This window comes from Aliiglaciecola sp. CAU 1673 (assembly GCF_029223185.1).
GTDB lineage: Bacteria > Pseudomonadota > Gammaproteobacteria > Enterobacterales > Alteromonadaceae > Bowmanella.
On sequence record NZ_JARHUG010000017.1, the window covers coordinates 62141 to 77223 of the forward strand.

Here is a 15083-nt window from a genome sequence, read left to right on the forward strand (position 1 = left end):
CCCGTTATGCTTGCAACGCGTCGGCTAGACGGTTCAATTTGCTTCTGATGGAACCATCGATAACAGTGTCACCGGCTTTAATGATGACGCCGGCGACCAGTGCAGGGTCCACGTTACAATTCAGCTTAACTTTTCGTGCAAGACGTTTTTCAAGAGACGCGCTGAGGTCGGCTTGTTGCTTGTCGCTAAGCTCAACAGCGGAAGTGACATCTACGTCTATTTCCTTGTCGAATTCAGCTTTCAGCTGGTTAAACATAGCCAACACTTCAGGAAGCGTGTTCAAGCGTCTGTTCTCGGCCATCACCTTAATCAGGTTCTGACCGTGCTGGTCGAGTTGTTCACCGCACACTTTGATGAATATGTCAGCAAGGCTTTCCGGGGCCATGGCTCCGGACAGCAGTTCTTTCATCGTTTCATCAGCGGCAACAGCGGCGGCAAATGCCAGCATTTGCTGGAATTTGTCCACCGCCTTGTTTTCGACCGCGACATCGAAAGCAGCCTTGGCGTAGGGGCGAGCAATGGTTGTCAGTTCAGACATAAGCTCAATACCCCTTAAAGTTCGGCGACCAGTTTTTCAACTATGTCACTTTGCGCCGCTGCGTCGATTTGACGCGCTAGTATCTTCTCGGCACCGGCAACAGCCAGAGTGGCAACCTGCTTACGCAGTTCCTCTTTGGCGCGATTGCGCTCAGCGTCGATCTCGGCTTGGCCGGAAGCAACAATCTTGTTGCGCTCCTCGTGGGCACGTTCCGTCTCTTGTTCGACGATCTGTGCGGCACGCTTTTTAGCCTGCTCGATAATCTCGGCTGCTTGGTGCTTAGCTTCCTTCAGTTGTTCAGTGGCTTTTTCCTGAGCAATCTGCAGGTCTTTTTCGGCCCGCTCAGAAGCGGCCAGCCCATCGGCTATTTTCTTCTGGCGCTCTTCGATAGCCGCCATCAATGGTGGCCACACGTACTTCATGCAGAACAGCACGAATACGGCGAAGGCAATCAGCTGACCTATTAGAGTGGCGTTAATATTCACGACCGCTCCTCCTCGTTAGTTGTTCGCGACAAATGTGGATAAATTAGGCACCAACAGCGAACAACAGGTACAGGGCGATACCAACACCGATCATGGCGATCGCATCGATCAGACCTGCAACGATAAACATTTTAACTTGCAGTTGAGGAGCCAGCTCAGGTTGACGAGCAGCAGACTCAAGGAACTTACCACCCAGCAGACCGAAGCCGATAGCAGTACCCAGAGCACCCATACCGATCAGTAGAGCAACAGCGATGTATAACATGTATATCTCCGATTTTTAGTTAAGTTAAGGTTCAAAAAATTAGAAACGAATCTCTAATACGTTTAATGGTCTTCGTGGGCCATGCTCAAATACACAATAGTGAGCATCATGAAGATAAAGGCCTGCAAAACAATGACCAGAATATGGAATACCGCCCATGGGAAGTGCAGTGGCAGCTGCCACAGGCCCAGCATGGCGATGAGGATAAAGATCAATTCACCGGCGTAGAGGTTACCGAACAAACGCAGCGCCAGTGACATAGGCTTGGCGATCAGGGTTACGAATTCCAGGATAAAGTTAACCGGAATAAAGGCCCAGTGATTGAACGGCTGGAAAGTCAGTTCTTTCATAAAGCCACCAAAGCCTTTGACCTTGATGGAATAGAAAATAATCAGGAAAAATACACCGAAAGCCAGGGCGAATGTCATATTTAGGTCGGTGGTAGGTACCACTTTCATGTATACGTCATGAGGGTCCATACCAAAACCGGTTGCGCCGATCTGACCTGCAATCCAAGGCAGCAAATCCACAGGCACCAAGTCCATCAGGTTCATCAGGAACACCCAGACAAAAATGGTCAGCGCCAGTGGGGCAATCAGCTTATTTTTGCCGTGGAAAGTGTCTTTGACGTTAGAGTCAACAAAATCCACCACCATCTCAACGAAAGCCTGCATTTTGCCGGGAACGCCAGTAGTGGCTTTCTTGGCAACGCTACGGAACAGCATCAGGAACAAAAAGCCAAGGCCGATGGACCAGGCCAGTGTATCGATGTGCCATACCCAGAAGCCGGCCTCACTACAGGCTTTGTTGAAAGCTATACCGTTTTCGGTATTACACATTGCCGCGTTGGTTAAGTGGTGCCTGATATATTCAGTGCTGGTAATTTCAGATGCCATTGGTTAACCCAGTTAAGTTTTAAAAAAATCTTTTTAATCAGTGTGTTGCTTTAATCAGCGCAAACCACTGAGATATCGTTGTCGCGATAAAACCGCCGAACATGGGCAGGACCTGTAACTCAGGCCATTGAAACGCCGCGACAAAGAGAAAAATCGTTAATGCCAGTTTGAACTTCGACCCTTGACTGAAACTGCGAACCACCTGCTGGTTGTGACTCGCCCCTGCATATCTGAAAGCAAGAAGGGCAAATACGGTATTGGGGAGAATACTTACAACACCCCCAACGAAAACGGAAAGTCCGCTTTCGCCGCCCATCAATATTGCCACCATCAGGCCCAGTACACAGGCGGTCAGGCATTGTATGGCTATCGCTTTTCTGGCCAGATTCCTGCCGGTTGCGGCCAAGCTTGATGCCACCAAATTCCCCGTTAAGTTCAAACTCTTACAAAAAGCGCCAAAATTATACTGTTTCGCCGCAATTATTCAACAACTAAGCGCACGGATGCCCTGAAATGACGCGGTATTTCGGTTATTTGATACGAGCCAAGATACCATCCAGTTCATCCAGGCTGCTGTAATTGATCACCAGCTTTCCTTTGCCCTTCGGGGTATGGGCTATAGTGACCACGGCGCCAAGATTTTCGGAAAGTTTGCTTTCCAGACGTTTGATATCCGGATCTAGCTTTACCGGTGATTTTGCCGGGGTAGGCTCGAGATATTTCTTAACCAGCTTCTCGGTATCTCTGACGGTCATGCCCTTAGCTACCACAGTACGGGCTGCCTCGTTCTGGCTATCACCTTCCAAAGCTAGCAAGGCTCTGGCATGCCCCATCTCGATATCACCATATTCGAGCAATAGCTTCACGTCATCGTTGAGGTGATTCAGTCGTAGCAGATTGGTCACGGTGGCGCGGGATTTACCCACAGCCTCGGCGACTTCCTGATGGGTCAGTTCAAATTCGGTTAACAGACGTTGCAGGGCCTGAGCTTCTTCCATCGCATTCAGATCTTCACGCTGAATGTTTTCAATCAGGGCAATGGCCACTGCAGCTTCGTCAGGTACATCTTTAATCAGGCAGGGCACCACATCCAAATGGGCCATTTGCGAGGCACGCCAACGACGCTCACCGGCGATGATCTCGTATTTGTTTTCAGCAACTTTACGCACCACGATAGGCTGAATAATGCCTTGCGCGCGGATAGAAGAAGCGAGGTCTTCCAGCGCCTCCGGAGACATGTCTTTGCGGGGCTGATATTTACCAGGTTGCAGGAACTCAACCGGCAGTTTTTGCAACTCACCTCTGGTTATATCCTCACCAGGGGCTCTGTCCTGCCTTGCATGTTGACTGGTTGCCAGCAGGGCATCGAGACCCCGCCCTAATCCTCTTTTTTTGGTCGACATGCTGTTTTCAATCCTCTAGTGCCTTTAACGGCTGCGCATTCTACCTATCCTGCTTCGATTTAGAACCCGCAGGATCAATTCAATTGACGCTTGATGATGTTAACTGGCTTTAGCTACCTTGGTTTCCTTGTCTTTACGACGCAGGATTTCACCCGCCAGGGCCAGATAGGCTTTTGCGCCAGTAGATGATTTTTCATAGTACATGGCCGGAATACCGAAACTGGGAGCCTCAGCCAGACGCACGTTACGGGGGATCACAGTGCGGTATACCTGCTCACCAAAATGCCGTTTTAGCTGTTCGGACACGTCATTGGCGAGACGATTACGTGGGTCATACATGGTACGTAAGACACCCTCAATCTTTAGATCCGGGTTAACCACAGAAGCCAGCTTACGAATCGTGTCCATCAGCGCAGTTAACCCTTCCAGGGCGAAATATTCGCATTGCATAGGGACCAGCACTGAATCGGCAGCGGCCATGGCATTGACCGTCAGCTGATTCAAAGACGGCGGACAATCGATAAAAATATAATCGTAATAATCGCGTACCGGCTTTAAGGCATTGCGTAAACGGACTTCCCGGGCGAAAAGCTCCATCAGCTTGATTTCAGCAGCCGTGACGTCACCGTTGGCTGCAATCAAATGATATTTACCGCTGGTTTCCTTAACAATGACATCTTCCACCGGCTTGTCTTCAATGAGGAGCTCGTAGCAGGTGGAATCCACCTCAAACTTATCCACACCGCTGCCCATGGTGGCATTGCCCTGTGGATCGAGGTCAATTAACAATACCTTGCGGCGCGTCGCAGCCATAGAGGCAGCCACGTTAACAGCGGTAGTGGTTTTACCCACACCGCCTTTTTGATTCGCGATGGCAATGATCTTTCCCACAATGCTACTCGTTATGCAGTGGCGACCGTTGGCGCCTTAAAATATCGAATATTCTTTGTTGCTGGCGTGCTCGCCAAACAAAGAAAAAACATCAGTTCTTGTAAAGTGTGACCAGATGCCGCTCGGCTTGCAACCCCGGTACTTCCAGAGGAGTTACCGACTCACAGCGAAAATCACCGCCGATATGATCCAATTCTTCGGCAGGAAACTGGCCCTTAAGCGCCAGAAAGGCTCCCTCAGAATCTACCAGATGCTGACACCAGTGCAACATATCTTTTAGGCTGGCAAAAGCACGACTTAGCACTCCATCAAAGGGGGCTTGGCCTTGGTAGTCCTCCACTCTGGCCTGGACCGCTTCTACGTTTTCGATTCCCAACTCATGGCAGGCCTGTTTAATAAAACGGATGCGTTTGCCAAGGCTATCCAAAAGCACAAACTCGGTATCAGGCAACATGATAGCCAGGGGTAAACCCGGCAATCCTGGACCCGTACCCACGTCGATATAACGTTTCTTCAGTAAGTAGGGAGCCACCACAATGGAGTCGAGAATATGCTTTACCAGCATTTCATTAGGGTCGCGCACCGACGTTAGGTTATACGCCTTGTTCCATTTGTGAATAAACTGCACCAAGGCCACCAGTTTGGCTGCTTTGGCATCATCAACAGACAAGGGCATTTGGGCCAGTTGCTTTTGTAAACTGGCCAACAGCATAGGATCAGGTTGGATCATCAGGCAGATTTTCTCACTAAACCTTGTTTCTTTAAGTAAACCAGCAATAACGATACAGCCGCCGGTGTGATCCCCGAGATCCTGGAGGCCTGTCCAAGGGTTTGCGGTTTGGCATCGTTAAGTTTGGCGATCACCTCGTTGGAGAGACCGGAAATTTGGCGGTAATCCAGATCCGCAGGTAACAGCGTATTCTCATTACGCTGTGCACGGGCAATCTCTTCGTGCTGACGCTCGATATAGCCGGCGTACTTTATTTGAATTTCTACCTGCTCAGCAGCCAGCGGATCGGCCAGTCCGGGACCCAGATCTTCAATCGATACCAATTGATCATAAGTCATTTCCGGACGACGGATCAGCTCTTCTAAGCTATGTTCACGGGATATGGGGTTTTTCAGCAAAGTATTTAGCGCTGGTACTGCAGCATGGCCGGGATGGATCCACTGACTGCGCAGACGCTGACGCTCCTGCTCAATGGACTCCATCTTGGTATTGAACACTGTCCAACGAACTTCATCCACCAGCCCCAATTCCCGGCCTTTGGCAGTCAGACGCATATCGGCATTGTCTTCACGCAACAGCAAGCGGTATTCGGCGCGACTGGTAAACATGCGGTAGGGTTCCTGGGTACCCATGGTGGTCAGATCGTCGATCAATACCCCCACATAGGCTTCATCACGACGTGGAGTCCAGGTCTCTTTACCTTGTACCTGCAGTGCAGCGTTCATGCCCGCAATCAGGCCCTGAGCACCGGCTTCTTCATACCCTGTGGTGCCATTGATCTGACCCGCAAAAAACAGTCCTTGAATATGCTTTGTTTCCAGGGATGTCTTCAGATCTCTGGGATCGAAGAAGTCATACTCGATAGCGTAACCAGGACGCACAATATGGGCGTTCTCAAATCCTTTAATGGAGCGAATCAACTGCCATTGAACGTCGAAAGGCAGACTGGTGGAGATGCCATTTGGGTAGATTTCAATGCTGTTAAGTCCCTCTGGCTCAACAAAGATCTGATGAGAGATCTTATCAGCAAAGCGCACGATCTTGTCTTCAATTGAGGGGCAATACCTAGGCCCAATCCCCTCAATAACCCCAGCATACATCGGCGATTGATGCAGGTTTTGACGGATGATCTCGTGGGTGCGCTCATTGGTGTGAGTTATGTAACAAGGGATCTGACGCGGATGATCTTCCACTTTGCCCAGGTAGGAAAATACTGGCAGTGGATCATCACCTGGCTGTTCCTGCATTTGCGAGAAATCCAGCGTTCTGGCATCCAAACGTGCCGGGGTACCGGTTTTCAGGCGTCCTACTCTGAAGGGGAGTGCGCGAAGCCGCTTTGATAGCGCATTGGCCGGTGGATCGCCAGCACGACCGCCTTGATAGTTTTGCAGACCAATATGGATAACACCACCAAGGAAAGTCCCAACAGTGAGCACTACCGCATCAGCTCGGAATTTAAGACCCATTTGGGTGACGACACCCACCACGCGATCCTGTTCAACGATCAAATCATCACAGGATTGCTGAAACAGCGTCAGATTCGGCTGATTCTCCAGCACAGCACGGACGGCACTGCGATATAGACTGCGATCGGCTTGAGCGCGCGTGGCTCTTACTGCAGGACCTTTGCTGGAGTTGAGGGTTCTGAATTGGATCCCGGCGCGATCGGTAGCCAGTGCCATGGCTCCACCCAAGGCATCGATCTCTTTTACCAGGTGGCCTTTACCGATCCCACCAATGGCCGGATTACAAGACATTTGCCCAAGGGTTTCGATGTTATGAGTCAACAGCAGCGTTTTTACACCCATGCGAGCACTGGCCAACGCAGCTTCAGTGCCGGCATGACCACCGCCGATAACGATGACATCGAACTTCTCAGTGTAAAACATCTCAACCTCGAGCCTGATAATTAGGGGCGCATATTCTATAGAGTTTCGAGGTTAAACGGAATGGTTAAAATTCCATCAGCAGATCTACCTTGATCCTAAGGATCGGAAGTAAGATCAATTAGATCTCTTGATCTTAGATCTTTATTATTTTTACTATTAGGATCGAGATGATCCGTGGATAAGCATTAAAAGTCCTTTTAAAACAAATGGTTAAACAGGATCTTTTGATGTGAATAAAGGTTGATCCAAGGGGTATAAGCTGGGATCAACTCGCCACTTTATCCACAGGTGGTTGTTTCTATAAAGTTATTCAATGAGTAAACAGAGGATTAACACAGAATAAAGTTGTTTTTATCCACATGCAGGATCAAGTTGTTGTGATCTTGTGAATAATATTGGGATAGATCTGAGGCGATCGTTGCGGTTCGCACGATCTGAAGGATCAGTTACAGATCCTTCAGATCGGTGGATAAGATTGAACGGGATTATCTGACCTGGTTGGGTACATAGCCCTGTCGAGCGGTAGGTTGAACGTGTTCATCTTCCACTGTCTTACGCCTACTAGGGCCAGAAAAGCGTACTTTGTAGGTGTCATATTCCTTGATGGATTCAAAGCAATAGGGCCCCAACGCCGTTTCTAAGCCAGCCAAATCGTGGTTGGTTATCAGAATACAGTTCTTATTTTGACTGTAACGTTGTCTAAGCAGGGTACCCAGCCAGCTTTGTGTGTTTTTCTTCAGTTCGGTCTGATTAACACAGACTTCATCCAGTACCAATAAGTCGACAGAGAGCAGTTCCTGATTGATCTCTCTGAATTTTTGGCCTGCATCATCCTTGGCATTGAAGTCATAAGAAAAGTAACGCATTTCCAAGAGACTGGATAGCTGACGGTAAAGCACTGAAATCTCGTATCGCTCAATCAGTTCATGGGCAATAGCGCCGGCGATATGTGACTTTCCACGGCCGTAGTCACCGTAAAAAATCATCATATGGGAACCACTGGCTCGCCAACTTGGATCATCGTGGGCGGCAATAAAGGACCTGGCGATACTGACAGCTTCTTTCACATCATCACTGTCTTCAATCAGATTAGCGAAGGTCCATTTGCTGTTTAGATCTGAACGGCCATGGATTTGCTGAATACGTTGACGTTTGGCGTCTAATTGCAGTTGATGCACATCTTTATTAGCTTGCTCTTCAAACTGGCGGCGCATTGACGCGTAGTCCCGGCCGAGACTTGCATCGGGTTTTTTACCCAAGGCTTTACCCAGTTGCTCTATTCTATCCTTCAGGCTTTTCACGGTATTTCTCCACCAGTTTTCTGGCATTTTCGTCGGTGCTGATACCCGCAGTGCTGCTTACCAGTTGGTTACCTACTCGCTTGGTGGGCTTTTGCCCATAATCCAGACGTCGTTTTTTCAGATGCAAGGCGAACTTTTGCGTCCATTGGAAAGGTGTCTGAGTCACCTCTGGCCGGCTAAGCCAATAGGCTACAAATTCTCCCCGATCTTGCTCATCAAACAGATGGTCTGCTAACCCTATTAGCTGAGCCAGCTGAGTAAACAGGGAGGGATCCGGAGACCAGCTTAGTGTCATGGGTTGCCAACCCATGTGCAGATTGTCATAACTTTGTCCGGTATCACACACCAAGGGCAAACTGAGGACGCAACCATTCAGACTATGGCCGGATTTCACATCTGCCGGATAGGCCACCAGTCCGGCCTTTTCCAGTTCATCAAGCAATTGATTGATTTGTCTTCCACGCTCAAATAGCGGCTCTTTGGCATTTAACAATGACAGCAGCTGTTTGTAACTAAGTGGTTTGGTCTGTCCGGTTTGTGTATCTGCGTTGGGTCGAAGACCGAGGCAATATAATACCCTCGCAGGGTTGCTGATATTTCCACTAAGTGTATCGATTTCACCTTGGGTCAAGGTATCTGCCTCAATTATTAAACTGCTTGCAACGCTTGGTTGCTCAGAAATACTTCTTCAAACCAACGAACTGCTTCTTCTTCAGGAATAGGATGCTCCAGCACATCGATATAGAAGCCGGGTAATAAAGCTGTTGCACCTGCTTTATTCATCAACTCATACAAGCTCTTGCCGCCTTCACAGAAAGTATCGTAGCTACTGTCTCCCAAGCCGAAAAGAAGGAAAGGCTGAGCATCTAATTTGGCTGATTGCAGTTGGTCAGCGAAGGCCTGAATATTGTCTGGCAGATCACCAGCGCCATGGGTTGAGCTGCAGATTATCCACACGGCATCTCTGCTAAGTTCTGTCAGATCTGGCTGCAGATGTATTCTGCTCTCGTAAGAGGCCTTGTTTAAGCTGGATTGCAGAGCGTCAGCGACATATTCCGTGGCACCCAATACCGAGCCCACTATTATTTCGAAAGTTGGCACGTTGTTTCTCTTTGACTACGTTTGCCGGGATTATATCAAGTTGTCCGATAATTGGACTAATCATTGGCGAATTCAATTGGACATCGATGACAAAGCAAAAAGTGGAAAAATTGTTTCTCCGGAGCATAGAAAGCTATAGTAATCCTAGTTTTACCCACACTTGAATCCAGTGAAAATGTCCCATTTGCACCACGTAGCAGAGGAAGATGAAGCGCTCCTGTTTCAAGAGGAAGAAGAGGAGAGCGTGATATCTGTCGAAGTTCAGCCGTGGAAAATTTTAGTGGTGGATGATGATGAAGAAGTTCATGCACTGACCAAGCTGGTACTTCGGGATCTGGTTTTTCAATCGAGGCCCATGCAGTTGTTTTTTGCCAGCAGTGCCGCGGAAGCGAAGCAAGTGCTTGCTGGTCAATCAGACATCTCTTTGTTGTTGCTGGATGTAGTCATGGAGTCGGAAGATGCGGGGTTACAACTAGTACACCATGTCCGCAGGGAATTGGGTAATCAGGCGGTGAGAATCATTTTGCGCACCGGCCAACCTGGACAGGCTCCAGAACAAAAAGTGGTAATGGAATTCGATATCAATGATTACAAAGAGAAGACGGAGTTAACCTCGCAGAAATTGGTAACGGCGGTAATCTCATCGTTGCGCAGTTATGGCTATATTCAGCAAGTGGTCGCACTTAACCGCGAGCTGGAAGAACGGGTGAAAGCCAGAACCCAGGCCTTGGAGCTGGCCAACAGCAAATTGCACAATACGCTTAAAGCGCTGCAAGAAGGCGAAGAAGCCGGCAAGCGTATCCAATTCAAGTTGCTGCCGCCTAACCCGCAGGAATTTGACGGCATTCGTTTGCAGCATTTGCTGCTGCCTTCGGAGTACATGAGTGGAGATTTTGCAGACTATATAGCTTTGGATAAACGCTACCTGATGTTTTATATGGCAGATGTCTCAGGACATGGGGTGTCGTCGGCTTTCGTTACTGTCTACTTAAAGCGTTTTATCAACACACTGGTCAGTCAGTATGGGATGGGCGAGGTAGATATCCTCGACCCTGCCTATGTGCTCAGGCAATTGAATAGTGCCTTAATGGAAGATGATCTCGGCAAACATATTGCCATTTTCCTCGGCGTATTTGACCGCCAGAAATGGCAGCTGAAATATTGTAACGGCGGTATTTTTCCCTGGCCCCTTTTGATCAGTGAAGGCGAATCACAGTTTCTGGAAATGAAAGGTACGCCCACCGGTTTATTTGATTTTGCTGAGTATGAGAGTGCCTTACTGAATTTGCCGACAGATTTCCAATTGATTCTGTTTTCTGATGGGGTAATGGAAGTTATGCAAGAAGACAGTTTGGATAACAAACTAAAGGTTTTGAAACAGACCGTATTGCCTCATGTTACCGATCTGAGAGCATTAACCACAACATTGGGCAGACAGGATGAGAGGCATCTTCCTGATGATATGACTCTATTAATGATGGAAGGGCGCAAAAGATGACAGAGGACCAGGTGCTCTTCGCCAAGCATGGCCAGTTATGTGTTTTTAAGTTTACTGGTAATGTCCGTCATACCCAAAGTGCGGGTCTTGATCACTTCGTGCATGAGCTGTTTTCACAACAAAGTGGCTGTGACGAAGTGTTGGTGGATCTCCGTGAATGTCACTACCTTGATAGTACCAGCCTGGGCTTGTTGGCGTTGATCGCTCGCTTGTACATCAAACTCCACCAACGCCATCCCAGTCTGTTAGTCACTGAAAAAGATATGCAGGCACTGCTTTGCAGTATGTGTTTGGACAAAGTTTTCACTCTGGTTAATCAGCCTACATCGGCCAGGGAATTGGCATTTGCTGAGATGCCTGCAGCAAATCAAAGTGAGATTGAGCACGTTAAAACCATCCTTAAGGCCCATGAGGAATTGCTCACTCTGGATGAAGGTAATCGTCAGACTTTTCAGCCAGTGGTTGACTTAATGAAACAGGAACTGGCTGAAAAAGACGGACAATAAATCCCTATTTACCGATACAGAATGAGGTAAATATCCGTCCTAACAGATCATCAGAGTTGAACTCGCCGGTGATTTCACCTAAGTGCTGATGGGCCAGTCGCAACTCTTCTGCCAGTAGTTCACCGGCCAGATTGTCCTGCAACTGCCTGTTGCCTATGTCCAGGTGCTCAGCTGCCTTATCAATCGCATCCAAGTGCCGCCTTCTCGCCAGAAACTGACCCTCGGTACCGGCTTCAAAGCCCATGCAATCTTTCAGGTGCTGGGCCAGAATCTCAATGCCCTGGTTTTGTTGGGCACTGAGTTGGATGACCGGGTAATGGGCAAATTGATGTATACCGATAGCTTCACCGCTTAAATCGGCTTTATTGCGTACCAGGGTAACTCCCATCCCCGGTGGCAGTTTGTCGATAAAGTCCGGCCAGATTTGATGGGGGTCTTCGGCGCTGGTTTGGGTACTATCCACCACTAACAATACGCGATCGGCCTGGTTTATCTCTTGCCAAGCCCTTTCGATACCAATTTGCTCGACTTTATCTGTGCTGTCACGCAACCCGGCGGTATCGATAATATGCAACGGCATGCCATCGATATGGATCTGTTCCCGCAATACATCCCTGGTGGTACCTTCTATTTCTGTGACAATAGCCGCTTCGCGACCAGCCAGTGCATTCAATAAGCTGGATTTGCCGGCATTAGGCCGACCGGCAATCACTACTCGCATGCCCTCGCGCAGAATGCTGCCCTGACGGGCCTGATCGCGAACGCTCTCCAATTGCTGAATGATGTTATGCAAGTCGGCCTGGACTTTGCCGTCACTGAGAAAATCAATTTCCTCATCGGGAAAGTCGATGGCGGCTTCTACATATATACGAAGATGGATTATTTGTTCTGACAGGTGCTGAATATGCCGGGAAAACTCGCCTTGTAAGGAACGCAGCGCAGAACGTGCAGCTTGTTGCGAACTGGCATCGATAAGGTCAGCGATGGCCTCAGCTTGAGCCAGGTCCAGCTTATCATTTAAAAATGCCCGTTCACTAAATTCTCCGGGACGTGCCATTCGAATGCCAGGTATTTGCAGGATCACCTGAATCAGCATATCCATCACTACCTGACCACCATGGCCTTGCAACTCCAGCACATCTTCGCCAGTGAAGGAATGGGGGCCCTGGAAATACAGGGCAATACCCTGGTCAATCATCTGCCCATGCTGGTCTGAAAAAGGCAGATATTCTGCACGCCTTACCTCGGGCACTCTGCCCAGAATCAATCGGGCTACCTCAGACGTCTGCTTTCCAGAAACTCTCAATATGCCGACGCCGCCACGCCCAGGGGCTGTAGCCTGGGCGACGATAGTTTGCTGTTGTTGCATGTCTGGCATTAGTCGCGGAAGTTGGTGAACTGGAAAGGTTGTCCCAACTCGGAACTTTTGATCAGGGCGATAGCTTCTTGCAGATCATCGCGCTTTTTGCCGTTGACGCGAACCTGTTCGCCTTGGATCGAGGCTTGTACCTTCATCTTGCTGTCTTTTAACAACTTAACGATTTTTTTGCCCATATCCTGCTCAATACCCTGGCGAAACTTGATCTGTTGCTTCACCGTTTTGCCAATATGATCGACTTTTTGTTCTTCCAGAGATTCGGCATTGACGCCACGTTTAGCACATTTGTCGCGCAGTATGCTGAGCATTTGCTGCAGACGAAACTCACCATCGGCGCTCATGGTCACTTGGTTCTCTTTGAGTTCAAAACCGGCTTCGACGTTACGAAAATCAAAACGTGTGCTGAGTTCGCGATTGGCGTTATCCACGGCGTTGCGGACTTCAACCAGATCTATTTCTGAAACGATGTCGAATGATGGCATGGTACTCTCCGTTTTTTATTGGCTGATTTTAACCCATTGATATAAAAAAGCCCGCGGTGGCGGGCTTTGATTAGTTGCTACTTGGTTTTAATGCCGCGCTTTTCCATGGAACTGTAGATTAACTTGGCCTGGACCAACGTAATCACGTTACTGATTAGCCAGTACAATACCAGACCGGCAGGGAACCATAAGAAGAAGATACTCATCATTACCGGCATCCACTGCATAATCTTTTGTTGCATAGGATCCTGAATGGTCATGGGTTGCAATTTTTGCAGCAGATACATGCTGGCACCGGTCAGCACAGGCAGAACAAAGTAGGGATCTTTGACGGACAAGTCAGTGATCCAAAGATAAAATTCCGCATGGCGCAGTTCCACACTTTCCAATAGCACCCAGTAAAGCGCAAGGAAGATTGGCATCTGCAACAACAGCGGCAGGCAACCGCCCATGGGATTGACCTTTTCCTTACGGTACAACTCCATCATGGCTTGCGACATTTTCTGACGGTCTTCACCATAGCGCTCTTTTAAAGCCGCCATTTTAGGTTGCAGGGCCCTCAGTTTGGCCATGGATTCATACTGGGCTTTGGTCAGCCAATACATGGCACCTTTAACGATGATGGTAATAAAGACGATAGCCAGACCCCAGTTACCCACTAAACCGTGGATAAACTGCAGCAATGAAAACAGAGGCTGAGAAATCCACCACAGCACACCGTAGTCAACCGTCAGGTCTAACCCATTAGCAATTTGTGCCAGTGTGTCTTGGTCCTTCGGACCAACATACAGCACACTGGAGACTTCTTTTTCTTCACCGGCGGCCACGTCAAATGGCGTACCCAAGTAACCGATAGCGGCGTACTGCCCGCCAAGAATACGGCTATACAAGGTATTGCTCTGATCCTGAGAAGGCACCCAAGCCGATACAAAATAATGCTGTAACATGCCGACCCAGCCACCCAAGGTCACTTCCTTGAGGTTCTCATCCTGCATATCATCAAAACTAAGTTTGTTATATCTGTCTTCTTGGGTGGAGTAGGCACCGCCCCGATAAGTGGGCATGAACATGCTACCTTCAGCCCCGACCAATGTTTGTTTTAGTTGGCCGTATTGCTGGAATTGCTGCGTTTGCTCACTCAGGTTTTCAATCTTATAAGCCACATCAATGTGATGTTCACCTTTGTGGAAAGTGAAGATTTTAGTAATTTTTTGACCTTCAGTTTCATATGTCAGAGGAACACTCAAGGTATCGGATGTCATTTCATAGGTTGACTGCTCAACCCGATATTGGGGCCTACCATTAGAAATAGCGTCTGGTCCGTTACGCCCAATCAGACCGCTCTGGGCGATATACAGGCTGGCCGGCTCACTGTTAAACATCACAAAACTGTCTTGAGACCCCTGGGTAACGGGAAAGTCTACCAGTTTGGTTTCAATAATGTCTCCACCTTGTGTATTGATGGTGACATCGAGGCTGTCAGTGGTGATCCTGACAAGTTGAGAGCCCTTGGCGATGTCTGGTACATCATTAGACTGCTGGGAAGAGACCGGCACATCCGAGTGCACAGAGGCTGGAGTGTCAGTTTCCTGTTCAACAGTAGTTGCAGGCGTTTGATTGATCGGCTGTGGGCCGTAATCCATCTGCCATTGCTGCCAAAGGAGAAAGCTGACCAAGGCCAGGCCAATCAGGAGAAAGCTGCGTTGGGATTCCATAGGTG

General features: G+C 48.7%; 17 protein-coding genes. 2 read left to right on the top strand and 15 right to left on the bottom strand.

Translation table 11 applies throughout. From position 1 onward, the window contains the following. Window positions 1-4: 4 nt before the first annotated feature. From atpH to P2G88_RS15840, 12 genes are all read right to left on the bottom strand, one after another. The gene (gene atpH, locus P2G88_RS15785; protein WP_275797669.1) at window positions 5-538 is read right to left on the bottom strand and encodes a F0F1 ATP synthase subunit delta; all 534 of its coding nucleotides are present in this window, start codon (window positions 536-538) and stop codon (window positions 5-7) included. A gap of 14 nt (window positions 539-552) precedes the next feature. After that, window positions 553-1023 (bottom strand): F0F1 ATP synthase subunit B, encoded by a 471-nt coding sequence (atpF, locus tag P2G88_RS15790; RefSeq protein WP_275797671.1) that lies wholly within the window; start codon window positions 1021-1023, stop codon window positions 553-555. Between the two features lie 43 nt (window positions 1024-1066). Continuing rightward, window positions 1067-1288, bottom strand: coding sequence for a F0F1 ATP synthase subunit C (gene atpE, locus P2G88_RS15795; RefSeq protein WP_026376053.1), 222 nt, complete (start codon window positions 1286-1288; stop codon window positions 1067-1069). A 62-nt stretch (window positions 1289-1350) separates the two neighbouring features. Next, a complete protein-coding gene (gene atpB, locus P2G88_RS15800; RefSeq protein WP_275797675.1) occupies window positions 1351-2184 on the bottom strand; it encodes a F0F1 ATP synthase subunit A in 834 nt (277 codons plus the stop codon). A gap of 37 nt (window positions 2185-2221) precedes the next feature. Next, the gene (locus P2G88_RS15805) at window positions 2222-2602 is read right to left on the bottom strand and encodes an ATP synthase subunit I (protein ID WP_275797677.1); all 381 of its coding nucleotides are present in this window, start codon (window positions 2600-2602) and stop codon (window positions 2222-2224) included. 112 nt (window positions 2603-2714) lie between these two features. Further along, window positions 2715-3587, bottom strand: a complete 873-nt coding sequence (locus P2G88_RS15810) for a ParB/RepB/Spo0J family partition protein (protein WP_275797679.1) — start codon at window positions 3585-3587, stop codon at window positions 2715-2717. Between the two features lie 99 nt (window positions 3588-3686). After that, window positions 3687-4478, bottom strand: a complete 792-nt coding sequence (locus tag P2G88_RS15815) for a ParA family protein (protein ID WP_275797680.1) — start codon at window positions 4476-4478, stop codon at window positions 3687-3689. Between the two features lie 91 nt (window positions 4479-4569). Then, on the bottom strand, window positions 4570-5208 hold the full coding sequence (gene rsmG / locus P2G88_RS15820; RefSeq protein WP_275797682.1) for a 16S rRNA (guanine(527)-N(7))-methyltransferase RsmG: 639 nt from the start codon (window positions 5206-5208) through the stop codon (window positions 4570-4572). Continuing rightward, complete coding sequence (gene mnmG, locus P2G88_RS15825) at window positions 5208-7097, bottom strand: tRNA uridine-5-carboxymethylaminomethyl(34) synthesis enzyme MnmG (RefSeq protein ID WP_275797684.1); 1890 nt, start codon at window positions 7095-7097, stop codon at window positions 5208-5210. Before mnmG ends, rsmG begins: the two co-directional genes overlap by 1 nt. Before the next feature lie 485 nt (window positions 7098-7582). Next, window positions 7583-8398 (bottom strand): ATP-binding protein, encoded by an 816-nt coding sequence (locus P2G88_RS15830; protein WP_275797686.1) that lies wholly within the window; start codon window positions 8396-8398, stop codon window positions 7583-7585. Next, window positions 8379-9029 carry a DnaT-like ssDNA-binding domain-containing protein gene (locus P2G88_RS15835; protein ID WP_275797688.1) on the bottom strand — a complete coding sequence of 217 codons (651 nt, stop codon included), beginning with the start codon at window positions 9027-9029 and terminating at the stop codon, window positions 8379-8381. Before P2G88_RS15835 ends, P2G88_RS15830 begins: the two co-directional genes overlap by 20 nt. A gap of 17 nt (window positions 9030-9046) precedes the next feature. Continuing rightward, a complete protein-coding gene (locus P2G88_RS15840) occupies window positions 9047-9499 on the bottom strand; it encodes a flavodoxin domain-containing protein (RefSeq protein ID WP_275797690.1) in 453 nt (150 codons plus the stop codon). A gap of 175 nt (window positions 9500-9674) precedes the next feature. On the opposite strand from P2G88_RS15840, the gene P2G88_RS15845 reads away from it, so the two are divergent. Both P2G88_RS15845 and P2G88_RS15850 read left to right on the top strand, forming a co-directional pair. Next, on the top strand, window positions 9675-10997 hold the full coding sequence (locus P2G88_RS15845) for a SpoIIE family protein phosphatase (protein ID WP_275797692.1): 1323 nt from the start codon (window positions 9675-9677) through the stop codon (window positions 10995-10997). After that, window positions 10994-11503 (top strand): STAS domain-containing protein, encoded by a 510-nt coding sequence (locus P2G88_RS15850; RefSeq protein WP_275797694.1) that lies wholly within the window; start codon window positions 10994-10996, stop codon window positions 11501-11503. Before P2G88_RS15845 ends, P2G88_RS15850 begins: the two co-directional genes overlap by 4 nt. A gap of 4 nt (window positions 11504-11507) precedes the next feature. On the opposite strand, the gene mnmE is transcribed toward P2G88_RS15850, so the two are convergent. The 3 genes from mnmE to yidC form a co-directional block, all read right to left on the bottom strand. After that, a complete protein-coding gene (gene mnmE / locus P2G88_RS15855) occupies window positions 11508-12872 on the bottom strand; it encodes a tRNA uridine-5-carboxymethylaminomethyl(34) synthesis GTPase MnmE (RefSeq protein WP_275797696.1) in 1365 nt (454 codons plus the stop codon). A gap of 8 nt (window positions 12873-12880) precedes the next feature. Then, window positions 12881-13363, bottom strand: a complete 483-nt coding sequence (locus P2G88_RS15860; protein ID WP_275797698.1) for a YajQ family cyclic di-GMP-binding protein — start codon at window positions 13361-13363, stop codon at window positions 12881-12883. Between the two features lie 77 nt (window positions 13364-13440). Further along, window positions 13441-15078 (bottom strand): membrane protein insertase YidC, encoded by a 1638-nt coding sequence (yidC, locus tag P2G88_RS15865; RefSeq protein WP_275797700.1) that lies wholly within the window; start codon window positions 15076-15078, stop codon window positions 13441-13443. Between the last annotated feature and the right edge of the window lie 5 nt (window positions 15079-15083).